Consider the following 24,068-nt stretch of genomic DNA (forward strand, 5'->3'; position numbering starts at 1 on the left):
AATGAAAACACCCATTATTTTAGGAATAGAATCGTCATGTGATGATACATCAGCAGCTGTAATACAAGGTAAAAAAATACTATCTAATGTAGTATCTACCCAAAAAATACACCAAAATTATGGCGGTGTAGTTCCGGAATTAGCCTCTCGTGCTCATTTACAAAATATTATACCCGTTGTACATCAAGCAATTCAATTAGCAAATATAAATAAAAAAGCAATTGATGCGATATCTTTTACCCGTGGCCCGGGTTTATTAGGTTCCTTATTAGTAGGTACCAGTTTTGCTAAATCATTATCTATGTCATTGAACGTTCCTCTTATTGAAGTTAATCACATGCAGGGGCATATATTTGCACATTTTATTGAGGATGATTCTAAAGAAAATATATCATTTCCATTTTTATGTCTTACGGTAAGTGGTGGACATACCCAAATTGTTCAGGTAAATGATTATTTTAATATGGAAGTGTTGGGAGAAACTTTGGATGATGCGGCGGGCGAAGCTTTTGATAAGATAGGTAAAATTTTGGGACTTGAATATCCGGCAGGACCTACAATTGATAAACTTTCTCAAAATGGAGACAAAGATAAATTTAAATTTCCTTTACCAAAATTGGAAGGAATCAAATTTTCTTTTAGTGGCATAAAGACTTCCGTGCTTTATTTCATACAAAAAGAAGTACAGAAAAACCCGGACTTTATAAAAGAGAATCTTGAAGATATATGTGCATCCGTCCAAAAAACAATCCTATCTTCATTGTTAGATAAATTAAAGTTGGCTATTCAAATTACGGGAATTAAAAATGTAGCAATTGCCGGTGGTGTTTCGGCGAATTCGGAGTTAAGAAGAGAGATAAAAAAGTTAGAATTAGAAAAAAATTGTAAAACTTTTATCCCCAAATTTGAATACACAACAGACAATGCAGCCATGATTGCCGTGGTTGGAAGCATTAAATATGAACATAATAAATTTTCTGATCTTAAAACTATAGCTACCGCTAGATATAAAATGTAAGATTATGATTGGTAATAACTTTTATAAAAAAAGCTTACTATTTATTTTAAGTTTATTAATTTTTAATTCCTGTAAAAAAGAGTCGCTATTGTTTAACGATGATTTTCATACCAATACCAATCATTGGGATACGATATCAACAGATGCACTATATACTAAACTTGAAGAAGGAAATTTATTAATGAAGGCTGATTTGAAAAATGTTTTAAATTATTCTTTGCTCTCCCTTCCAATATCCGATCGAAATATTACCTATACTACTTCATTACAAATTAATAATTTTTATGACCCTAAGGGAGTTGCGGGTATAATTTTATATGCTGATGATCGGAAATATCCTGAAAATTATCTCCTATTTGGAATTAATGCAGAAAACGAAGTAGTTATATCTTACGAGAGCAAAAGAGAGGGAAAATCACAAATTTATTTCAAACAAAAAATTCAAAAATATAATAAAAAGGAAAAGAATAGTTTTTCAATCGTAACAGACAAAAGTTCTATTCAATTCCTTTTGAATGGTAAAATATTGACAACCATATCCAAAAATAAAGAATTAGGTTCAAATTTTGGTTATATGGTAATCAATTCGAATATATCTGTTTCTTCTCTTCAAATTAAAAGTCATTAGTCTATGCCAAATTACATGCCATAAAGACTAATTCAAATTAATTAGCTTTATAAGCTTGATAATATTGTAATGCTTTGGGCATTATTTTATTTATATCTGCAATTCTATTTTGAGGATTCGGGTGCGTGGAAAGAAATTCAGGTGTATCGGTACTTCCTGTAGCGTCAATCATTCTTTGCCAAAATAAAGGGGCTTGTCTGGGATCATATCCTGCCATTGCCATAATATATAAACCCATTTCATCTGCATCAGATTCTTGTTTACGACCATAACGTAAAAGAGTGATGCCACTGGCTACGGGGTAATATTGATTAATTGCTGAACGCAAAGCTTGGTTATTGGTAACCCCTCCTAATACCTGTCCACCGATTTCTGAAATATATGATTGTGAAATTTTTTCAGCTCCGTGACCTGCCAGAGCATGGGCAATTTCATGTCCCAAGACAACAGCTAGTCCTGTATCGTCTTTACAAATAGGTAAAATTCCTGAATATACAGCCACTTTTCCTCCGGGCATACACCATGCATTAACCGTTTTGGGATCATCAATTAATACAAATTGCCATTGATAACCGTTTAAAGCTGAAGACTTCCCAATAGATCTATAATAATCTTCTGCGGCTTTTTTTATTCTGTTACCCACTTCTTCCACTTGCCTTGCTTGAGGAGTTCCTGTAATAATTTTATTGGAAGATAAAACTTCTTGATATTGCTGAAATGAAGATGGCAATAATTGAGAATTGGATACAAAATTTAACGATTTTCTTCCGGTTAACGGATTAGTTGCACATGCTACTGTTAATAAAGATACTAGCGAAAATAATAAGCATTTTTTTGAATTCATAAACTCTATAATAATTTTTGAAATATAGTAAATTTATTAATTAATGTTCTTAAATTTGCAATGATTATAATAAAATAAAAGCAAAAAATATGCCTTACTTATTCACATCCGAATCGGTTTCGGAAGGCCATCCAGATAAAGTTGCTGATCAGATTTCAGATTCGATATTAGATAATTTTTTAGCATTTGATCCCGATTCTAAGGTAGCTTGTGAAACTTTAGTTACCACCGGTCAGGTAGTATTAGCCGGTGAAATTAAATCCAACACGTATATTGATGTTCAGCATATTACTAGAGATATTATAAAAAAAATAGGCTATACGAAAAGTGAATATAAATTTGAAGCCGAATCTTGCGGTATTTTATCCGCTTTGCATGAACAATCGCAGGATATAAACCGCGGAGTGGATAAACAGAATAAAGAAGAACAGGGTGCAGGTGACCAAGGGATGATGTTCGGCTATGCCACCAATGAAACGGATAATTATATGCCTTTGGCTTTAGATATTTCACATAGCATCTTACGTGTGTTAGCACGAATAAGAAAAGAAGGTCAAATTATGACCTATCTTCGTCCGGATGCAAAATCTCAAGTAACTATTGAATACGACGATAATAATAAGCCGATACGTATTGACACGATAGTTCTTTCTACACAACATGATATGTTCAATGAGGATGAAAAGGTTGTATTGGACAAAATTGCCAAGGACATTATTTCAATAGTTATTCCTGAAGTTAAGGCAGAATCAAAAGATGAAATAAAAGCATTATTTGATGATAATATCACTTACCATATAAATCCAACCGGAAAATTTGAAATCGGAGGACCTCATGGAGACACCGGATTAACCGGAAGAAAAATAATTGTTGATACTTATGGTGGTAAAGGAGCTCATGGCGGAGGCGCATTTTCCGGAAAAGATCCTTCTAAGGTGGATCGTTCTGCTGCCTATGCTACAAGACACATAGCTAAAAATTTAGTAGCGGCAGGGGTTGCTGATGAAGTTTTAGTACAAGTTTCTTATGCTATTGGTATTACTGAACCGTGCGGTGTTTATATTAATACTTTTGGCAGCTCAAAAGTTAACCTGTCCGATGGAGATATAGCATTAAAAGTTGAAAAATTATTCGATCTAAGACCTTATGCTATAGAAAAAAGATTGAAATTAAGAAATCCAATATATACGGAGACAGCAGCCTATGGCCACATGGGAAGAAAGAACGAAATTGTTACAAAAAAATTTGTAAGAAATCGTGAGAATGGAAAGACAGAAATAAAAGAAATCGAAGTAGAATTATTTACTTGGGAAAAATTAGATTATTTAGATCAAATTAAAGAAGCTTTTAATCTGTAAACTAACATTTATTTTCATGTCAAAAATACTGGCCATCGATTATGGTGAAAAAAGATCCGGATTAGCAGAAACGGATGATATGCAAATTATTGCCAGTGGGTTGGCCGGAATTATGACTTCTAATCTGATTCCATTTCTTGAAAAATATATAGCTGAAAATTCTGTCGAAAAAATAATTATTGGTTTACCTGTTCGATTAAACGGAAAACTTTCAGATGTTGAAATTTCAATTCAAAAATTAATCAAGAAGATTACTTCTCTTTTTCCAAATATTCCGGTTGAAAGAGTGGATGAGAGATTTACTTCAAAAATTGCTTCTCACTTTATAAGTTTGAGTGGAAAAAATAAAAAAAATAGAGAAAATAAGCATTTATTGGATGAAGTAAGTGCTACTTTAATTTTACAAACCTATTTAGAGAAAAAATAAAATTATGATTTTACCTATTTATGGCTATGGAGAACCTGTTTTAAGAAAAAAAACAGTAGAAATCGGTAAATATTATCCCGATTTAGATCAATTAATTGAAAATATGTATGAAACCATGTATAAAGCACATGGAATTGGTTTAGCAGCCCCACAAGTAGGATTGAACATACGTTTATTTGTAATTGATGCTTCTCCATTGGCAGAAGATGAGGATTATGTCGACATAAAAGACGAGTTAGCCCTTTGTAAGAAAGTTTTCATAAATCCGAAAATAACTAAAAGAGATGGTGAACTTTGGAAGTTTAACGAGGGATGTTTAAGTATTCCTGATATTCGAGAAGATATTAAAAGATTGGAAAATATTACAATTGAATATTTTGATCAAAATTGGAATAAAAAAACTGAAAATTTTGGTGATGTTCGTGCGCGCATTATTCAGCATGAATACGATCATATTGAAGGAATTCTGTTTACAGACTTATTATCTCCACTTAAGAAAAAATTACTTAAAGGTAAACTTGCCAATATTAGTAAAGGAAAGGTGGAGACTGAATACCGAATGAAATTTCCGTCTCATTAAATTTTAAAATAAATTAATTAAAAATATAATTACAATATTGATATGGATCTTACTAAAATCATTGCAATTACAGGGAAATCCGGTTTATTTGAATTATTATCTCAAACTAAAGGAGGTTTCATTGTTAAAGATTTAGTTGCTCAAAAGAAATTGTCTATTAATGCAAATAGTCAAGTAAGTTTACTGCAAAACATTTCAATTTATACTCAAGATTCTGAAGTATCATTAATTTCAGTTTTAGTTTCAATTTCCAAAAAACATCAATTTAAAGAAATTGAATTTGATAAAAATGATACCAATACGTTAAGATCTTTAATGAAAGATGCTCAACCGGATTATGCAGAAGACAGAGTATATAATTCAGATCTTAAAAAGCTTTTTACTTGGTATAATATATTGGTTAAAAATGGTATCATAACTGAAGAAAGCGTAAAAGCCTATGAAGACAATCTAGCTAAAGCTTCGGATGATAGCCAAAAAGAAAATTCAGAAGATTGTAACATTTCACAAAAAACAGCTACTAATGAGATATCAAATGATGATACAAAAGATGAAGCCGGTGTAACTAAAAAATCTACGAAAAAAACACCTGCTAAGAAAAAAGCTGAATAGTATAAATAATTTTAAATATTATTAATGAAAAGGTATCAATGTAAAGTTGGTACCTTTTTGAATATAAACTATAAAAAAATCTTTGAGTATAATGATACTCAAAGATTTTTTCTATATATAAATTCCGGATAACTTTTTACATGAACATATCTTTGATCTTTTCAAAAAATGTTTTATCATTTTTTGATGGTTTAGGATGAAAATGTTCATTATCTAACATAGATTCAAAAAATTCTCTCTGCTCTTTAGTTAATTTATTCGGATTAGGTGTCCAAACATTGATATGAATAAATAAATCTCCGTATCCATATCCTTGAACTTGAGGCAATCCTTTATCTTTCAATCGTAGAATTTTCCCTGATTGAGTTCCGGAATCTACTGTAATTTTTACTTTTCCCGTAATCGTAGGAATTTCTTTTTTCGTACCTAAAATAGCTTCAGGTACAGAAATATATAGTTCATAATGAAGATTATCCCCTTCCCTTTTCAAATTTTCATCCTCAATTTCTTCAATCACAACGATTAAATCTCCGGGTATTCCTCCAAATGGTGCATCATTTCCTTTACCTCTAACTTGCAGTTGAACTCCTTCTCTAACACCGGCAGGAATTTTAATGGATACTTCTTCTTCAACTTTAATTAATCCATGATTATTAGCACCCGGCGGTATATGATCCGCAACTTTACCGGTACCTCCACAAGTATTACATACTGATTGAGTTTGCATTTGTCCAAACGGAGTATTCATAATTCTTCTCGTTTGACCGGTCCCGTTACAGGTAGGACAATTTTTTGAGGTAGCTCCCGGAGCTAATTTAAATCTTTTTACTTTAACGGTCTTTTCAACACCGTTAATAATTTCTTTAAGAGTTAATGATAAACGGATACGTAAATTGGAGCCTTGAACTTGTTGAGGTCTTGAAGAAAAGCCGCCAAAACCGCCTCCGAAGGCACTACCGAAAATATCACCAAAATGGGAAAAAATATCTTCCATATTCATTCCCCCTCCAAAGCCACCACCGGCAGCCCCTCCTACTCCGGCATGACCGTATTGATCATACCTTGCTCTTTTTTGAGGATCACTTAAAACTTCATAAGCTTCAGCAGCTTCTTTGAATTTTTCTTCAGCTTCTTTATCACCGGGGTTTTTATCCGGATGATATTTGAGTGCTTTTTTCCTATAGGCCTTTTTTAACTCTACTTCAGTTACACTCTTAGAAACCTCCAATACTTCGTAATAATCTCTTTTAGACATAATTTTTTATATAAACCTCTTTGAGTTCTTAATTTCCAATAACTACTTTTGCGTATCTAATTACTTTTTCATGCAATAAGTACCCTTTTTGAACCACATCTATAATTTTACCTTTTAGACTTTCATCAGGAGACGGGACTTGGGTAATTGCTTCATGATAATCAATGTTAAAATCATCACCGGCCTTTACATCAATAACAGTCAATCCTCTATCTTTCAAGGTATTAAACAACTTATTATAAATAAGTTTCACTCCCTCTAAAACAGAAAGATCATCCTCCTTTTTTTCAAGTTCGGTAATTGCGCGATCAAAATCATCCAATACCGGAAGTAATGATTCTAAAATATCTTTATCCGAGTATTTAAGAAGATCCTGTCTCTCTTTAATTACACGTTTTTTATAGTTATCAAATTCAGCAAATAAACGGATATATCTGTCTTTTTCTTTTTCAAGTTTTTCAGTTAAGTCAGAATTATTGTTGGGTTCTGACATATTTTCAGTATCCTTTAAATTTTCTTGATTGTTATTTTCTTCAATTAATTCGTTTTCTTCGTTATCACTTTGAATTGACATGGTTAAATTCTTTATTGGTTACTGATATTTATCAATTTTATTGCCATAGTAAAAATGCTGTCAAATCGACCTATTTTTAAAAAATTATTTAAATACTTCTTATTAAATTTGCATATAAAGTAAATATATTCAAATGTTGAAAAGTTTTGATATTTTTTCAATCAAATCGGAGGAAGAATTTAATTCACTCGCCATCCAAATTTTTTTGTATCAATATAAAAATAATATACCCTATAAAACCTTTGTTGATTTATTATCTATAGATTGTAATAAAATTCTTAATTATCGGCAAATACCTTTTTTACCGATTGAATTTTTCAAAACCAATACAATTGTTGATAAAAATTTCTCACCGAATTTATATTTTCAAAGTAGCGGTACTACTTCCGAAAACCTATCCAAGCATTATATAGCAAATGAAGATATTTATAAACAAAGTATTTTACATTCATTTTCAATTTTTTTCGGTGACCCTTCCGAATACATATATTTAGGTTTGCTTCCTTCTTATTTGGAGAGAAATAATTCTTCACTTATATATATGGTAAATTATTTAATGGAGCAATCGGGAAAGGTGGAAAATGGTTATTATCTACATAATTTTAATGATTTACATGTTATAATAAATCGACTGGAAAAAGAGAATAAGAAAGTTATTCTTTTTGGTGTTTCCTATGCTTTGTTAGATTTTGCAAATTCTCATCCTCAACAACTGAAAAATACTATAATTATAGAAACAGGAGGAATGAAGGGAAGAAAAAAAGAAATGACAAAAGATGAGTTGTTAACAGAATTAAAAAATTCTTTTCAAACCGATAAAATTTATTCGGAATACAGTATGACGGAATTATTGTCTCAAGCTTATTCCTTATCTAATAATGTTTATAAATGTCCTCCGTGGATGAAGATTTTAATTCGAGATGTGGATGATCCTTTTGAATATGTTGAAACAAACAGATCAGGAGGTGTCAACATCATAGACTTGGCAAATGTTCATAGTTGTTCATTTATATCTACCCAAGATATTGGTAAAGATGAAGGTAAGAAAGGTTTTAAAATTTTAGGAAGAATGGATAATTCAGATATAAGAGGATGCAGTCTTTTATTATTATAAAATATAAAATTTATTAATTAAGCTTTTTTTAACTAAAATTTGTATTTAATTTTAAACTTTTTTTATAAAAAAATAATAAATTTAATAAAATTATATATATAAGTTTTATTTTTCGGAATTGTTTATTGTAATATGTCTTATTACAGAAAATTAATAAAATATATTATTACAGGAATTATACTTTTATTCTTGTGGTTTATTCTTCATACCGTTGCTATTATTATTGATGGGAACCAAGAAGATACCAGGGATGCAGACGTAGGAGTTATTTTTGGAACAAAAAATAAAACAGACGGTTCTATGCCTATGTCTTTAATACGGAGGCTAAATATTGGTTTAAAATTATATAACGAAGGTCAAGTTCAAAAATTAATTGTTTCCGGAGGTTTAGCTAATAAAAACTTTTGTGAAGCTGATCTCATGCAGGAATATTTATTGGAACACGGCGTGCTTTTATCTGATATTATTTTAGATAATAAAGCCTTAAATACTGAAGAAAATGTTGAGAACTCATTAAAAATAATGAAAGATAATAATTACAGAAAATTAATTATTATATCACAATATTATCATATTTCACGTATTAAGCTGATGTATTATAAGCTAGGCTTTTATAATTTAGGTTCTGCAAGTTCTCATCACTATAGTAAAAGGCATCATTATATGTCATTAATAAGAGAATTTTTTGCCTATTACTATTATTATTTTTTTAAATAAATTAATTCTTTAACAAGCGCTTTTTATATATTTATGCATACAAATTTTATAGAAAAAGTAATTGATGAGTTATTGGAAAAAAATAATGATTTATCTAAATTTACTATTATTATTCCCGGAAGAAGACCTATCATATTTTTTAAAAGATATCTTATAAAAAAAGGTTATAACGGATTTTTGCCTACTTTCTATACCATTGAAGATTTTATATATAAACATTCCCATTTAGTTAAAATTGAAAATATTCCTCTTTGGTTGGAAGCTTTTCAAATACAGAAAAAATTCGTAAATGCAGAGGAAACTCTTGATGAATTTTTAAAATGGATACCTACTCTTCTTAAAGATTTTAACGATATAGAAATTTTCTCTGATAATCCTCATAGGGTTTTAGAGCATATGGCTTCCATTGAAAGAATAGAAAATTGGGTGAATAAGCTGGATACCACCAGTGAAAAAAAATTATATTATAAAAATGTAAAATTCTGGGAAAATAATATAATTTTATATAATAAATTAAAGGATTCTTTGGAAACTAAAGGATTGGGCACGTATGGAATGATTCTAAACCATGTGTTAAGCCAATTAACAGCTATTCATATTCCTGCAAATGAAAAGTATGCTTTTGTCGGATTAAATGCCTTAACACCCAAAGAAGAAAAGCTGATTAAACATTATATATCACATGCCGAAACATATTTATATTGGGATGCCGATAAATACTATTTAAACAATAGTAATCAAGAAGCCGGAGATTTTTTAAGGAAATATAAAAATTGGAATTATTATGCAACTCGAGATTTCAAATGGATAACTGATGATTTCAACCAAAAAAAAAATATACATGTAGTGAGTGCTTCTCAAGACGTAGCTCAAGCCAAATATATCAGTTCAATCTTATCTACCCTTCCTGAAGAAGAGTTACACAATACCGCATTAGTATTAAGCGATGAATCAATTCTTCCGGCAATATTGGAAAGCATACCTAAAAATATATCCCGAGTTAATATAACTATGGGATTTCCTCTTAAAAATTCATTTTTAGCCTCATTATTTAAGCAAATTTTTAAATTACACATATTTAGAGAAAAAAATTCATCCAAAGGATATTACTATAACGATATCTTATCCCTTCTTCAGAATCCATTACTACATAATACTATATCTGTTATTGAATTTATATCTGAAATAAAAAGGAATAATCTTATCTATTTAACTGATTCTCTCATATACAAACGTTTAGGTAGTTCTTACTATTATTTTATATTTAAAGAATATGCAAATCCTATCGATTTGATACATAAACTTTATGAATTTTGTACTGAACAATTTTGGAAAACAGATTCTGATCATCAGGTGTTAAAAGAAAATTATTTAAAATTTAAAAATCTTTTCTCCATTTTACATACACAATTATCGCAAGATATTTCCATTCAAAGTTTTTCTCTTGTTTACACATTTTATCAGCATGTAATCAATAATGAAACTATTGATTTTATTGGCGAACCGGTAGAGGGACTTCAAATTATGGGAGTTTTGGAAACTCGTTTGCTAAGCTTTAAAAATATACTAATGACCGGAGTTAATGAAGGAATTTTGCCGGGTGGAAAAAATGATAATTCTTTTATTCCTTTTGATGTTAAGAAAAATTACGGAATCAATACTTTTCTTGAAAGTGATGCCATCTATGCGTATCATTTTTATAGATTAATACAACACGCACAAAACATTACCTTAGTTTATAATAATTATACTGAAGGTATTAACTCCGGAGAAAAAAGCAGATTTATTAATCAATTAGAATTTGAGTCTAAACATACCATAATAGAATCTGTAGCCACCTATGGAGGAAATTTAAAACAATCGAAGGAACTAATCATTGAAAAATCACCTGCTGTATTGAATTCAATTCAAGATTGGCTAAAAAATCCTATTTCTCCTACTCATTTAACCAATTATCATTACAATCCAATCAATTTCTATTTACAAAAGATTTTAAAGATTAATGAACAACAAGAGATGGAAGAGGAAATTTCTGCTTTAAATTACGGAAATTTGATTCATCATACTTTAGAATCTATTTATTCCCCATGGCAAGGAAATAAACTAACGGAAAAGGATTTACTTGCAGCTTTAAAAAATTATTCTGTTTATTTAAATAAATATATTGAAAAAGAATTAAATCCCGACTTATTTAAAAAAGGGCAAAATTACTTACAAAAACTGCTAGCGGAAAAAACCATTGAAAAAATATTGTTAAGAGATTTAACCGACCTAAAAAACGGTAATATCATTTTCTTAAAAGAAATTGAAAAAGAACTTAGTTCCACTATTAATTTACCTGAAATAGGCACCTTATTTTTGAAAGGATTTGTAGACCGCTGGGATAGTTTTAATGGCCAGGACCGAATTATAGATTATAAAACAACATCTATAGATACTCTTATGTTTAAGTCAGATAGATTTGATCAAATTCAAGAAGATAAAAATTTTAAATTTTATATTCAGCTTGTTTTCTATGCTTATATGATTTTACATGAAAAACTTTCAGAATCGGTAAAGGTGGGAATTTGGAGTTTTAAAAAACCTTTTCGAGGATTGGAGATTTTAAAAATTGATTCTTCTGAAAGTCTAAACGAATCTCAAGCTACTATTTTATTTGAGGAAGTTTCCCGATTGATCTTAGAAATTGCTGATCCGGATATTCCATTTGTAGAAAAATCTTCTTTTATTAAATAATAACAAAAAAATAATTTTTAATTCAATTTAATCATTTAATTTTGAAGTTTAACTTTCTTACCATGAACGAAGATTTAAAAGATATAAAAAATATTTTTCCTATACTAAATCAGTTAGTAAATGGCAAACCTTTAGTCTATCTTGATAATGCTGCAACTACTCAAAAGCCGATTTCCGTAATAGAGGCAGAAGAAAAATATTATAAAACTATAAACTCTAATGTTCATAGAGGAATTCATACCCTTAGTCAATTGGCTACCGTGGAAATGGAAGAATCCCGAAAGTCTGTGCAACAATTTTTAAATGCAAAAAAGGATTACGAAATTATTTTTACTAAAGGAACGACCGACAGTATCAACTTAGTAGCAACAGGAATAGAACCCTTACTTAACGAAGGCGATGAAATTATTATATCCAATTTAGAACATCATTCGAATATCGTTCCTTGGCAATTATTAGCCGAACGAAAAAATCTAAAAATTAAAGTTATTCCTGTGGATGACAACGGAGATTTGATGATGGATGAATATGATCGACTCCTTTCGGAAAAAACTAAAATAGTAGCTGTAAATCATATTTCCAATGCATTGGGAGTAGTCAATCCAATTGAAGAAATAATTTCTAAAGCCCATAAAATGGGTTCATATGTGCTTATAGACGGAGCACAAGCCGTATCCCACCGAAAGGTTGACGTACAAAATTTAGATGCCGATTTTTATGTATTCTCTTCACATAAGCTTTATGGTCCTACCGGTGTGGGTATTTTATACGGTAAAGAAAATATATTAGAATCCATGAAACCCTACCAGGGAGGTGGAGAAATGATTAAAGAAGTTACTTTTGAAAAGACGACCTATGCAGATTTGCCTTTTAAATTTGAAGCAGGTACTCCGAATATTTCCGGTAATATTGTCTTAAAAAATGCAATAGATTTTGTGCAAACTATAGGTTTTAAAAATATTAGTAAACATGAAGACGAAATTATGAAGTATGCTAAAAATAAACTTTCGCAACTAGATAATATAATCATCTATGCTCAAAATGCAAAACATACTTCCGGAGCACTTTCTTTTAATTTAGATATCGAAAATATTCATTCGTCAGATGTCGGATTTATTTTAGATAAACAAGGGATAGCAGTAAGGACCGGACATCATTGCGCTCAACCCATTATGCAACGCTTGGGAATAAAAGGTACAATACGAGCATCATTTGCCATCTATACAACTAAGGAAGATATTGATCAATTAATTGATGGGATGTGTTTAGCTCAAAAAATGCTTAGATAAAACTAAATTATTATTAAGTAAATCAGTTATTTCAATCGTCTAATAAGTATGACAATTTTTAATTAGAAAAGTCTGGCCGGCGATTATATAGTATTATTATATTCCTATTCATTTCCATATAAACACGAATAAAGAATGAGGAAAATAATCGGTAGGTAATAGTAATATTTTTTTAATATTACCAACTACCACTGGCACCGCCTCCACCAAAGCTTCCTCCGCCGCCAAAACCTCCAAAACCACCACCTCGGGAACTACTGCCCCCACTTCCGCCAAATATACTTCCGCCGATAAATCCACCTAAACCACCCCAAAAATCATCATCATTATTCCTTCTCTTACCGTTTCGGTCATAATATGTGTTGTTTCTATTGTTTTTATGCATTAATATATACAACAGTATAATGAAAAATATAAATACGGCAACTATGATCCCTGAAGTAGTATCATCAGTATCCTCTGGGTTATCTGCTTTAAATTTCCCTTGAAGAACCTTTATGATTTGATCCGTACCGGAGTTTATAGCACCATAATAATCATTTTGCTGAAGATAAGGAATCATATATTGATGAATAATAGTACTGGAAGTATAGTCAGTCATGGCATCTTCCACTCCTCGCCCATTCTGTATAGCTAATTTATGATCATCGGAAGCTATTAATAATAAAATACCATTATTTTTATATTTTTGTCCGATTTGCCATTTTTCACCCCATTTGGCTCCCACATAATTGATATCGTCACCATTTAATGTTTTAACAATACAAACAATTATTTCCGTGGAGGTTGAATCGCTATAAGATATTAGCTTATTATTTAATTTATTTTGTTGCTCTTCCGTAAGAATATTAGCATAATCATTAACGGGATAAATTATCTTTGGTTTTTCCGGGATTTTAAATTCCGTTTGGCTGTAAATAAAGTTATTTAAAAATAATAAGCCAAAAAGGACTAAAATAATTTTAACGGGATATTTCATTGGGTAATTCATTTTCTATATTTTTTCCATCTCTTGGAAAAAATTTTTTCAATTTAGTTCCGGTTTTTAAAATTGCGTTGATAAAACCTTCTTTATAATTATCTTTTTTAAATGAAAATGTAATTTCCTTTAAAAGTCCATCCCAAAAATTTTGATGCACATATTTATGAATGTTGACATCTCCAATTACAGCAATTTTTTTCTTATTTTCGGATACATAAAATAAGACACCATTTCTATCTTTTGTTTTTTCCATACCCAATTTGGTAAAAAGGCATTGCGCCGTGGCTAACGCATCCCCCGTTAGGTTTTGGTCTATATGTACCCTAATTTCCCCTGTAGACATCGCTTCGGCTTGTCTAATGGCTTCAATAATATCTTCTTCGTCCCGGGGTGAAAATAACATTCTAAAAGTAGTTTTTTTAAATTATTTACCGTTTAACAATTGATCAACATTTGGGGCTTTTTCAGCACCTGCATCTGCTTTAAATGTTCCTTTTTCTTTAAAATTTCTAAAATTAGCAACAATACTTGCGGGGAACTTTTGTATATAATTGTTATAGGTTGTAACAGATTGATTGAAGTTATCTCTATCGATTTTAATTCTATTTTCAGTTCCTTCCAATTGATTTTGAAGTCCTAAAATATTTTGATTGGCTTTTAAATCAGGATATTTTTCAATAGTAACTAATAATCTGCCTAAAGCAGAACCTAATCCGGATTGCGCTTTTTGATATTCAGCTAATTTTTCAGGAGATAAATTTGAAGGATCAATCTGTACTGAAGATGCTTTTGCTCTGGCTTCAATTACAGAAGTAAGAGTTTCTTTCTCATAATTAGTTGCTTTATTAACGGTTGCTACTAAACCGGGTACTAAGTCTGATCTTCTTTGATATGAACTTTCTACAGCACTCCATTTTAAATTTACATCGTTATTTAGTTCAATCATATTATTATTAATGCTTACCCCCCACATAAATACTCCGATTACAATTATAGCGATTAATCCTATAATACCACCTCCGATTAAACATCCTTTTTTCATAATTTTTACTTAAATTTATATTTACGATTAATTAATTATATTATCCAATATCAAATATTATTCCTAAAAAGTAAGGGAAGTTTTCAACTACTTCCCTTACAATATGTTGTAATATATTATTTTCTTTATAAAGCAGATTCTGCTTTTTTCATTTCTTCCATTTTATCCTTCATCTGTAAAACTCTATACGCTTCTATTAACGCTTGAATAATACCTTTATCTTTTTGATCATAACTGTATGCTTTCTCCATGTAAGGTAAGGCCTGTTTGAACATTGCTTTTCTTTTTTCGACTAAAGCATCATATTTTTCTTGATCAGCTCTAGAAGATCCTAAAGCTTTCATCTTTTCTACAATTTCTTTATCAGGAGCTAATAATAAAGCTGCCAAATTCAGATATGCTGCCGGATAATCCGGTTTAATAAGTAAAGCCTTATTATAATATTCTTTAGCTAATTCAGCTGTTTTAGGATCTTTGCTGTATAATACTCCTAGATTATAATAAGAAACATAATCATTAGGTTTTTTTACAATAGCTTCTCTTAATTTAGCAATGTATTTATCTGTTTGACCGGTTTGATAGTATAATTCTCCTATTTGAGAATTTAAATTAGTATCATTCGGAAATTTTTTCAATCCTTTTTCAGCTAAAGTCATAGCTTCATTATACCTTTTATCTGCAACTAATAAGGAAATTGCATAATTGTATAAATCTGCTTCAACGGATGGTGATTCCTCTTTTTTAAAGTCTGAAAATCCGGAATTGGGTGCCGATTTGAATAAATTGTATTGTTCTTCGCTTAAACCGACTCTTTTACCGTTTTGTAACGCTGTATACGTGGTTGTCTTACCTGTATAGCCTTCATTTAGTAATTCTAAGTACAGTTCAAGAGCTTTTTTATTATTATTGGCTGCATGATAAGAAATTGCTGCATAATATTTGAAAACTTCATCCGCATTTCCAGCTGCTTGAGTTAAATAAAAGGATTCTAAAAAATCATCAGCCGCTTTCGAAAATTGTTTCGCATTATATTCAGAAGTTGCCCTGCCGGATAATTCTTGTCTTTTTTGTTCTAAAATCGGAATTATTTTTTGAATATAGTTTGTACCTGATTTAGTTTCTTTTAAGCCTGTAAAACCTTCTGATTTAAGTTTTTCTGCTTCTTCTTTAGTAAGAACAAAAGCCTTTTCTTTAGTATTTTTATTTTTTAAAGAATAAATAGGGCCTTTTTCATAAAGGGCTAATTTGGAAAATATTTTAGCAGATTCAAGAGTTTTTCCTTGTTCCAATAAAGAATTTCCTTTTATATATAAATATTTAGCATATACGTCGGGATTGATTCCGGATATATTAGAACTAACCGTTGGTTCTACTTGCTGTATTAATGACTCTGCCTGAGTTTTATTTCCTTTCTCTAATGCATTAAAAGCATCTTTTATTTCTTTCTCTTGGCCAAAAGACAAAAAACTAACTAATATAAATAGAGAAACTGATATTTTTTTCATATGATGATTTTTAATCCTCTGATTCTGAATTATTTTCTTCGTTTGATTCATTTAAATCATTTTCTGAATCGTCAGAATCATTTAATTTTTCATTTATTTCTGTAACGTTAAGCGAGGTTTCACCATTAATAGTATTTCCATTTTCATCATATTCTTCTTCATCAACCCCTTCTTCTTTTTCAATTTTAGTTATGGCAGCAATTTCATCGTTCTTTTTAAGATTAATTAATTTAACTCCTTGTGTATTCCTGCTCATAACTCTAAGTTGTTCCACAGACATTCTGATGGCTACACCGGATTTATTAATGATCATTAAATCGTTATCATCGGTAACTTTTTGGATAGCGATCAGATTACCGGTCTTATCAGTTATATTTAAAGTTATGACTCCTTTTCCTCCTCTGTTAGTAATACGATATGCATCGGCGTGAGTTCGTTTTCCATATCCTTGTTCTGATACAACTAAAATAGTGTCATTTTCAGGATCTGAAATAATAACCATTCCAATTACTTCGTCATCCTCATCGCCCAAAGTAATACCTCGTACACCTGAAGCATTTCTACCGATAGGTCTTAATTTTTCTTGAGGGAAGCGAATAGCTTTTCCATATTTGGTAGCAATCATTATTTCATCGTTACCGGAAGTTAAACTTGCGCTTACCAAAGTATCTCCTTCCCTAACATTAATAGCATTAATTCCGTTGGCACGTGGTCTGGAATAAGCTTCCAATGTTGTTTTTTTAATGGTTCCTTTTTGGGTAACCATTACTAAAAACGTATTATTTATATATTCCTCATTTTTTAAGTCATGAGTTAAAATATAAGCTTTGATTTTATCGTCTGATTCGATATTAATTAAATTCTGAATAGGTCGTCCTTTAGCTATTTTGGAACCTTCAGGAACTTCAAATACTCGTAACCAGAAACATTTACCTTTTTCTGTGAAGAAAAGCATGTACTGATGTGCAGTAGCGGAAACAACATATTCAAGGAAATCTTCATCTCTGGTAGATGCTGCACGGTTTCCAACGCCACCTCTTGATTGGGTCTTATATTCTGAAAGAGAAGTTCTTTTGATATATCCCATTTTAGAAATAGTTAAAACAACTTTTTCATCAGGAATAATATCTTCAATACTCATTTCACCACCCGCAAAATTGATTTCGGTCTTACGCTCGTCACCGTATTTTTGCTTGATTTCTTCTAATTCCTCTTTAATGATAGAATATCTTAGTCCTTCGTCATTTAAAATAGTCTTAAGATATTCGATCTCTTTCATAATGGCATTGTACTCATCTCGGATTTTATCCAACTCCATTCCGGTTAAACGAGCCAATCTAAGATCCAGGATCGCTTGAGCTTGTATTTCCGTTAATTCAAATTCTTGAATTAAGCCCGTTTTTGCTTCGCTTGGACTAGAACTTTCACGGATTATTTTGATGGCTAAATCCAAAGTATCTTGAGTAGCAATCACTTTCATAAATCCTTCCAAGATATGGGCTCGCTCTTGAGCTTTCTTAAGAAGGTATTGAGTACGTCTTACTACTACGTCATGTCTGTGCTCAACAAAATGATGAATGATATCTTTTAAATTAAGCTGAACGGGTCTTCCGTTTACTAGTGCAATGTTATTGACACTAAATGAGGTTTGTAATGCTGTATATTTGTATAAAAGATTTAAAACTACATTCGGGATGGCATCATGTTTAAGCTCATAAACTACTCTCATTCCATTTCTGTCAGACTCATCTCTGATTTCAGAAATACCTTGTAGTTTATCTTCTTTGATTAACTCGGCCGTACGAGCAATCATATCGGCTTTATTTACTTGATATGGAATTTCTGTTACTACGATGGCTTCTCTGCCGTGTACCTCTTCGAAATTGGCTTTTCCTCGTAAAATGATTCTTCCCCTTCCTGTTTCAAACGCAGATTTTACCCCTTCATAACCGTATATGATACCACCGGTAGGAAAATCGGGAGCTTTAATGTGCTGCATTAATTCATCAATAGTAATATTTCTGTTATCAATATACGCACAAATGGCACTAATAGATTCAGTAAGATTATGAGGAGCCATATTGGTAGCCATACCAACAGCGATTCCTGATGCACCGTTAACTAACAGAATAGGAATACGGGTAGGCATTACTTTAGGCTCTTCTAACGTATCGTCAAAGTTAAGTTGAGTATCAACCGTATCTTTATCTATATCCGATAATATTTCTTCGGAAATCTTTTTTAGTCGGGCTTCAGTATACCTCATCGCTGCAGGCGGGTCGCCGTCTACGGAACCGTAGTTACCTTGACCGTCTACCAGCTGATACCTCATAGACCATTCCTGAGCAAGCCTTACCATAGTGTCATATACTGACGAGTCTCCATGAGGATGGTATTTACCCATAACCTCCCCAACGATTCTTGCAGATTTTTTGTAAGAACTGTTGGCAGTAACTCCCAATTCATACATCCCATATAAAACCCTTCTATGTACGGGTTTCAAACCATCTCTTACATCGGGTAGAGCCCTGGAAACTATCACAGACATTGAATAATCAATGTAAGATGATTTCATTTCATCTTCAATATTAATAGGAATTAATTTTTCCCCTTCTCCTATCATAAGTGTACTTGTTTATTTTTTCTTTAGTATATAAGACCGTAAAGATAATGAATTTTTATCGAACACGCAATTAGACATGCCTTTTAAGGATTTTGTGCGATTATGGTTCGTATTTATATATCAATTTGAATTCAAATGAATTTATCTCAATGAAATATTTACTTATTAAATTTTTATATAAATTGGTTCTCTCTGATTACTATGCTTTTATGCAAAAGTGTTTTTTGGACATCAATTATTCTTTGATTGGTACTTCCTCTAAATGGTAATCCTTCTTCGTATAAAGTATTCACGTATTTACCGTCTACAAGTACGTCTATATAAGGTAAAATTTGTGATAATTTTTTGGATTTATGTATTTGCTCAAAGGTAAATCCGGTGTAACACCAAATATTTTTATGCGAAGTAGCTTTAATTTCTTTGGCTAGTTCGGTAAATTGTTTTACTTGTATTAACGGGTCACCGCCCGTAAAAGTTACATTTGAAAATTCTGATTGTTTTATAATCTCAATAAGCTCATTAATCGTATAGGGTTTTCCATTATCAATATCCCAAGATTCCGGATTGTGGCATTCTACACATTTATGAATGCAACCTGCCGCATAAATTGAAGTCCTAAAGCCGGGACCGTCCACCGTAGTATCCTGTATTATATCTAGTATAGATAGTTTAGTCATGAATAATTCGGTCGTTTAATTCCGCTAACTTAGCATAATTCCATCTATCGGTTGTCCCTACTAAATATCCCGTAATTCGTTGCAAACGGTCAATATGGGTGCTTCCACATTTTGGGCATTCGTCTAAATGCGCAGAAGCATTTTCATACCCGCAGGGTAAACATCTGTTTCGAGTATGATTCACAGAAGAATAGCCGATGTTATATTTATCCATCATATCCACTACAGTCATGATTGATTCGGGATTATGAGTAGCATCTCCATCTATTTCAACATAGAAAATATGTCCACCGCGAGTTAAATCATGATAAGGTGCTTCAATTTTAGCTTTTAAGTGAGCGCTGCATTTATAATATACCGGTACATGATTAGAATTAGTATAATATTCTCTGTCCGTGATACCTTTAATGCTTCCAAAGTCTTTTTTATCTTTTCTGGTAAACCTACCTGCTATGCCCTCTGCCGGTGTGGCTAGAATACTATAGTTATGTTTATAATTTTCTGAAAAAGTTAAAGATTTGTCCCTCATAAATGTAACTATTTCCAGTCCTAATTTTTGGGCCTCCTCATCTTCTGCATGATGCTTTCCTATTAAAGCTACTAAAGCTTCGGCAAGTCCTATAAATCCGATTCCCAAAGTACCTTGGTTGATTACTTTTTCTACTGTCTCTTCAGACTTTAGTTCTTCGGATCCATTCCATAATGTCGACATCAATAAAGGAAATTGTTTGGGAGCTGCTGTTTTTTGAAATTCAAAACGTTGATGCAGTTGTTCGGCAGCTATTTCTAACGTATGATCCAACTTTTGGAAAAATTGACGTTTTCTTTCAGTTTCATCCTTTATTTCGCGGGTTTCTAATGCCAATCTGACTAAATTGATTGTTGTAAAAGATAGATTACCTCTACCTATGGATGTTTTCTCTCCAAATCTGTTTTCAAACACACGCGTACGACATCCCATAGTAGCTGTTTCGTATTGATATCTTTTAGGATCTTGTGCATTCCATTTTTCATGATGATTAAACGTAGCATCTAAGTTCAAAAAGTTTGGAAAAAAACGTCGGGCGCTAACTTTGCATGCTAATTTATATAGGTCATAATTTGGATCCTCAGGTAAATAACTTACTCCTCGCTTTTTCTTCCATATTTGGATAGGAAAAATCGCAGTTCCACCGTTTCCAACACCTTCATCCGTACTTGTTAAAAGTTCTCTTATCACACATCTTCCTTCCGGAGAAGTATCCGTACCATAATTAATGGAACTGAATACTACTTGATTTCCTCCCCTGGAATGGATCGTATTCATGTTGTGGATAAATGCTTCCATGGATTGATGAACTCTGCTTACGGTTCTATTGATGGCATGTTGTACGATTCTTTCATCACCTTGTTTATGACCAAGTTCTTCCTTAACATAATCTTTAATCTGGTAGTCATATAGGTGTTCATAATTTTGACCGTTTATATTTTCCAGTATTTTTATTTCCTCAATATAGCTTTTTCTAACAAACGGCGCTAAATAAAAGTCAAATGCCGGAATTGCCTGTCCTCCGTGCATTTCATTTTGAGCGGTTTCTAACGAAATACAAGCCAACATGCTGGCGGTTTCAATTCTTTTTGCCGGTCTTGATTCTCCATGTCCTGCAAAAAGACCGTTTTCTAAAATTTTATTTAATGGATGTTGTACACAAGTTAGACTTTTAGTCGGGTAATAGTCTTTATCGTGAATGTGTATATAGTTGGAAAGGACCGCTTCTTTGGCTTCAGGACTTAAAAGATAATCATCCACAAAGGGTTTGGTAGTTTCACTGGCAAATTTCATCATCATTCCTGCAGGGGTGTCTGCATTCATGTTTGCGTTTTCCCTTGTAACTTCATTGGATTTGGTTTCAATAATCTCTAAAAACATATTGCAAGTTTTAGCCTTTCTTGCAACATTTCTTTGATCTCTATAGGAGATATATTTTTTTGCAACTTCTTTACGGGGACTGTTCATTAATTCCATCTCTACCATGTCTTGAATGGCTTCAACCGTCATTTCTACATTGCCTGTCTGAGATATATCTTCAGTAATTTTTTGTATTAAAAAAGAATCCACTCCATTTTCCGTATTTTGCATAGCTTTGCTGATCGCATTAAAAATCTTATTTTTATTAAACTCGACAATGCGTCCATCTCTTTTAATAACTGTCTGAATCATTTTATGTTTACTTTATCTATTGCACTTTATGTAAGATGAAAACCTTATACTTGGAGACATAAAATTTAATTGTCGCCAAATACAGGGTTATATATGAAACTTGGAATACTAATAATTGTAACGTAATTATTGAATATTCAATAATTTAAGGTAGTAAGAATACAGGATTTTTTCCTATTATTGGTCATGTATTCGATAAAGCTTCATATGTTAGTACAAAGATAATTTTATTTTTACTTAGCTTTTTTTATTTAAGAATTTAATTTTCAACATAATTATTTCTTATGATATTATTACTAAAATTTATAGAAAAATATCAATTATTGATCGAATCGTCTAAAAAAATAAATAAGTCAAAATAATAAATAATCACATTTTAAAAGATCAGCATTTAGGTAGTAAAGTTATTAACAGGGACTTAAATTTGGAGACATTATTTTACTATATTTGAGACATGAAAAAACTATCAGTACTTTTATTTTTATATACTTCTTTTATCTGCTATGCTCAGGAAAAGAACCTTACCTGTCTTGACTTTAATCGGGGTGAATTCAGAAATATTAGCGAAAATTCCAATTTAAGTTCCCTTATTGTGAGAAATGGCAATAAACAGTTGGAAGTTACCAACGGAGTTGAATCTTTTAAAAGGATTGAATGGTTAAATGATTGTGATTATATATTATTTTTCTCTAATCGAGACGCTAAAAAGGACGGTTTTAAAAGATTTATCAATAAAAATGGAGGGATAAAAGTAAAGACTGTTAAAATTGAAAAAAACATTTTATACTATAATACCTATTATTTTGACGGTAAAAAAGAAATTATAGGAGAAGGAAGATTACTTAAAACAAGTAATCATGCTTCATTTAAATAAAACTAATAAAAGTGTGATGGAAATGCCTCTTTAGGTTCCCTATTTAAGATATTTAATTTTATATAGGATTGTAAAAAGCCAAATCCATAGGAAAAAAATTGAATAAATGTTGTAAGTAAAGATATGAGACCGATTTTGATGCTCCTGTTTTTATAGCTTGAATCAAGGAAAATAGCAAAACAATAAAAAAGCAAAGGAAAGATACATCTATAATTAACTATCGATAAAACTAAGGACAAAACAGTGAATATCAAAAAAAGAGAAGGAAACCAAAAAGTAATTTTTGAAAAGTTAGGATGTCTTTGGTTCAATATGGGACGGGCAATTCCAAAATGATATACTTGATTAGCAAATTTCTTAAGGGAAGTTCTTCTTTTATGAAAAACCTTGCATTCAGGAAAAAATCGGGTTTTAAACCCTTTTTCCCAAAGAGTAAGACTTAAATCGGGGTCTTCTCCTACCCTCAATTCCGAAAATCCGCCAACACTTTTAAATGCTTCTTTGGATATACCCATATTAAAACTTCTAGGCTGGAATTTATTTATCGCTTTTTTATTGCCACGAATTCCTCCCGTGGTTAATAAAGAAGTCATGGAATATGAAATTGCTTTTTGTAAATCATTAAAATTTTTATCGGCCGAATCAGCTCCTCCAAAAGCGTCCACATAATTAAATCTTAATTCTTTACGAACATTTTCTATATAATGAACCGGAGCAATACAATCTGAATCTAAGAAAATATAATAATTTCCTGAAGCGTGTTCCGCTCCGTAATTTCTTGATAATCCTGCTCCGGAATTCGATTTGTAATAATATTTAATATCCAATACTTCTGCATATGTGGAGACTATAGGTTCTAACTTTTCTTGAGATCCATCGTCTACAATAACAATTTCAAAATTTTTATCCGTTTGATTAATTAAACTAAACAGTAATTCCTGTAGTTCATCTTTTCTATTATAGACTGCTATAATAATTGAAATTTTTAAATGTAAATCTCCATGCATAGTTTT

Annotated in this window: 22 protein-coding genes; 11 read left to right on the forward strand and 11 right to left on the reverse strand. The window is 31.2% G+C overall.

What is annotated here, in order from left to right:
- The first annotated feature begins 1 nt into the window (after position 1).
- Complete coding sequence (tsaD, locus tag GFV00_RS01280; RefSeq protein ID WP_160556624.1) at positions 2-1,018, forward strand: tRNA (adenosine(37)-N6)-threonylcarbamoyltransferase complex transferase subunit TsaD; 1,017 nt, start codon at positions 2-4, stop codon at positions 1,016-1,018.
- A gap of 4 nt (positions 1,019-1,022) precedes the next feature.
- Positions 1,023-1,646 carry a hypothetical protein gene (locus GFV00_RS01285; RefSeq protein WP_160556623.1) on the forward strand — a complete coding sequence of 208 codons (624 nt, stop codon included), beginning with the start codon at positions 1,023-1,025 and terminating at the stop codon, positions 1,644-1,646.
- Between the two features lie 37 nt (positions 1,647-1,683).
- Here the strand turns inward: GFV00_RS01285 and GFV00_RS01290 are convergent, their stop codons facing one another.
- Positions 1,684-2,490 carry a M48 family metallopeptidase gene (locus tag GFV00_RS01290; RefSeq protein WP_160556622.1) on the reverse strand — a complete coding sequence of 269 codons (807 nt, stop codon included), beginning with the start codon at positions 2,488-2,490 and terminating at the stop codon, positions 1,684-1,686.
- An 89-nt stretch (positions 2,491-2,579) separates the two neighbouring features.
- On the opposite strand from GFV00_RS01290, the gene metK reads away from it, so the two are divergent.
- The 4 genes from metK to GFV00_RS01310 are packed head-to-tail and all read left to right on the forward strand — an operon-like array spanning position 2,580 to position 5,467.
- Positions 2,580-3,848 (forward strand): methionine adenosyltransferase, encoded by a 1,269-nt coding sequence (metK, locus tag GFV00_RS01295; RefSeq protein WP_160556621.1) that lies wholly within the window; start codon positions 2,580-2,582, stop codon positions 3,846-3,848.
- 16 nt (positions 3,849-3,864) lie between these two features.
- Complete coding sequence (gene ruvX / locus GFV00_RS01300) at positions 3,865-4,275, forward strand: Holliday junction resolvase RuvX (protein ID WP_160556620.1); 411 nt, start codon at positions 3,865-3,867, stop codon at positions 4,273-4,275.
- A 4-nt stretch (positions 4,276-4,279) separates the two neighbouring features.
- Positions 4,280-4,855: a peptide deformylase gene (gene def, locus GFV00_RS01305; RefSeq protein ID WP_160556619.1), complete on the forward strand. Its 576-nt coding sequence runs from the start codon at positions 4,280-4,282 to the stop codon at positions 4,853-4,855.
- Positions 4,856-4,897: 42 nt separating this feature from the next.
- A complete protein-coding gene (locus tag GFV00_RS01310; RefSeq protein WP_160556618.1) occupies positions 4,898-5,467 on the forward strand; it encodes a DUF5606 domain-containing protein in 570 nt (189 codons plus the stop codon).
- A 136-nt stretch (positions 5,468-5,603) separates the two neighbouring features.
- Here the strand turns inward: GFV00_RS01310 and dnaJ are convergent, their stop codons facing one another.
- Together dnaJ and GFV00_RS01320 are read right to left on the reverse strand one after the other, a co-directional pair.
- The gene (gene dnaJ, locus GFV00_RS01315; RefSeq protein ID WP_160542127.1) at positions 5,604-6,722 is read right to left on the reverse strand and encodes a molecular chaperone DnaJ; all 1,119 of its coding nucleotides are present in this window, start codon (positions 6,720-6,722) and stop codon (positions 5,604-5,606) included.
- A 28-nt stretch (positions 6,723-6,750) separates the two neighbouring features.
- The gene (locus GFV00_RS01320; protein ID WP_160542128.1) at positions 6,751-7,296 is read right to left on the reverse strand and encodes a nucleotide exchange factor GrpE; all 546 of its coding nucleotides are present in this window, start codon (positions 7,294-7,296) and stop codon (positions 6,751-6,753) included.
- 133 nt (positions 7,297-7,429) lie between these two features.
- Here GFV00_RS01320 and GFV00_RS01325 point away from each other — a divergent pair, with 133 nt between their 5' ends.
- The 4 genes from GFV00_RS01325 (at position 7,430) to GFV00_RS01340 (ending at position 13,152) form a co-directional block, all read left to right on the forward strand.
- On the forward strand, positions 7,430-8,410 hold the full coding sequence (locus GFV00_RS01325; protein ID WP_160556617.1) for an acyl transferase: 981 nt from the start codon (positions 7,430-7,432) through the stop codon (positions 8,408-8,410).
- A gap of 132 nt (positions 8,411-8,542) precedes the next feature.
- Positions 8,543-9,127 carry a YdcF family protein gene (locus GFV00_RS01330; RefSeq protein WP_160556616.1) on the forward strand — a complete coding sequence of 195 codons (585 nt, stop codon included), beginning with the start codon at positions 8,543-8,545 and terminating at the stop codon, positions 9,125-9,127.
- A gap of 33 nt (positions 9,128-9,160) precedes the next feature.
- Complete coding sequence (locus GFV00_RS01335; RefSeq protein WP_160556615.1) at positions 9,161-11,863, forward strand: PD-(D/E)XK nuclease family protein; 2,703 nt, start codon at positions 9,161-9,163, stop codon at positions 11,861-11,863.
- Positions 11,864-11,925: 62 nt separating this feature from the next.
- Positions 11,926-13,152: an aminotransferase class V-fold PLP-dependent enzyme gene (locus GFV00_RS01340; RefSeq protein WP_160556614.1), complete on the forward strand. Its 1,227-nt coding sequence runs from the start codon at positions 11,926-11,928 to the stop codon at positions 13,150-13,152.
- Positions 13,153-13,330: 178 nt separating this feature from the next.
- Here GFV00_RS01340 and GFV00_RS01345 read toward each other — a convergent pair whose 3' ends face one another.
- The 7 genes from GFV00_RS01345 to GFV00_RS01375 form a co-directional block, all read right to left on the reverse strand.
- On the reverse strand, positions 13,331-14,143 hold the full coding sequence (locus GFV00_RS01345) for a YgcG family protein (RefSeq protein ID WP_160556613.1): 813 nt from the start codon (positions 14,141-14,143) through the stop codon (positions 13,331-13,333).
- Complete coding sequence (locus GFV00_RS01350) at positions 14,115-14,537, reverse strand: TPM domain-containing protein (protein ID WP_160556612.1); 423 nt, start codon at positions 14,535-14,537, stop codon at positions 14,115-14,117. Before GFV00_RS01350 ends, GFV00_RS01345 begins: the two co-directional genes overlap by 29 nt.
- A 21-nt stretch (positions 14,538-14,558) precedes the next feature.
- Positions 14,559-15,176: a LemA family protein gene (locus tag GFV00_RS01355; protein ID WP_160556611.1), complete on the reverse strand. Its 618-nt coding sequence runs from the start codon at positions 15,174-15,176 to the stop codon at positions 14,559-14,561.
- 125 nt (positions 15,177-15,301) lie between these two features.
- Entirely contained in the window at positions 15,302-16,681 is a 1,380-nt protein-coding gene (locus GFV00_RS01360; protein ID WP_160556610.1) for a tetratricopeptide repeat protein, read from the reverse strand.
- A 10-nt stretch (positions 16,682-16,691) separates the two neighbouring features.
- Positions 16,692-19,304 (reverse strand): DNA gyrase subunit A, encoded by a 2,613-nt coding sequence (gene gyrA, locus GFV00_RS01365; RefSeq protein WP_160556609.1) that lies wholly within the window; start codon positions 19,302-19,304, stop codon positions 16,692-16,694.
- A gap of 173 nt (positions 19,305-19,477) precedes the next feature.
- Positions 19,478-19,981, reverse strand: coding sequence for an anaerobic ribonucleoside-triphosphate reductase activating protein (nrdG, locus tag GFV00_RS01370; protein WP_160556608.1), 504 nt, complete (start codon positions 19,979-19,981; stop codon positions 19,478-19,480).
- Positions 19,974-22,181: an anaerobic ribonucleoside triphosphate reductase gene (locus GFV00_RS01375; protein ID WP_160556607.1), complete on the reverse strand. Its 2,208-nt coding sequence runs from the start codon at positions 22,179-22,181 to the stop codon at positions 19,974-19,976. Before GFV00_RS01375 ends, nrdG begins: the two co-directional genes overlap by 8 nt.
- 454 nt (positions 22,182-22,635) lie before the next feature.
- Between GFV00_RS01375 and GFV00_RS01380 the strand changes: the two genes are divergently transcribed.
- Complete coding sequence (locus tag GFV00_RS01380; protein ID WP_160556606.1) at positions 22,636-23,055, forward strand: hypothetical protein; 420 nt, start codon at positions 22,636-22,638, stop codon at positions 23,053-23,055.
- A gap of 2 nt (positions 23,056-23,057) precedes the next feature.
- Here the strand turns inward: GFV00_RS01380 and GFV00_RS01385 are convergent, their stop codons facing one another.
- Complete coding sequence (locus tag GFV00_RS01385; RefSeq protein ID WP_160556605.1) at positions 23,058-24,062, reverse strand: glycosyltransferase family 2 protein; 1,005 nt, start codon at positions 24,060-24,062, stop codon at positions 23,058-23,060.
- Positions 24,063-24,068 lie beyond the last annotated feature (6 nt).

It is taken from the genome of Apibacter sp. B3935 (genome assembly GCF_009827705.1).
Classification (GTDB): Bacteria; Bacteroidota; Bacteroidia; order Flavobacteriales; family Weeksellaceae; genus Apibacter.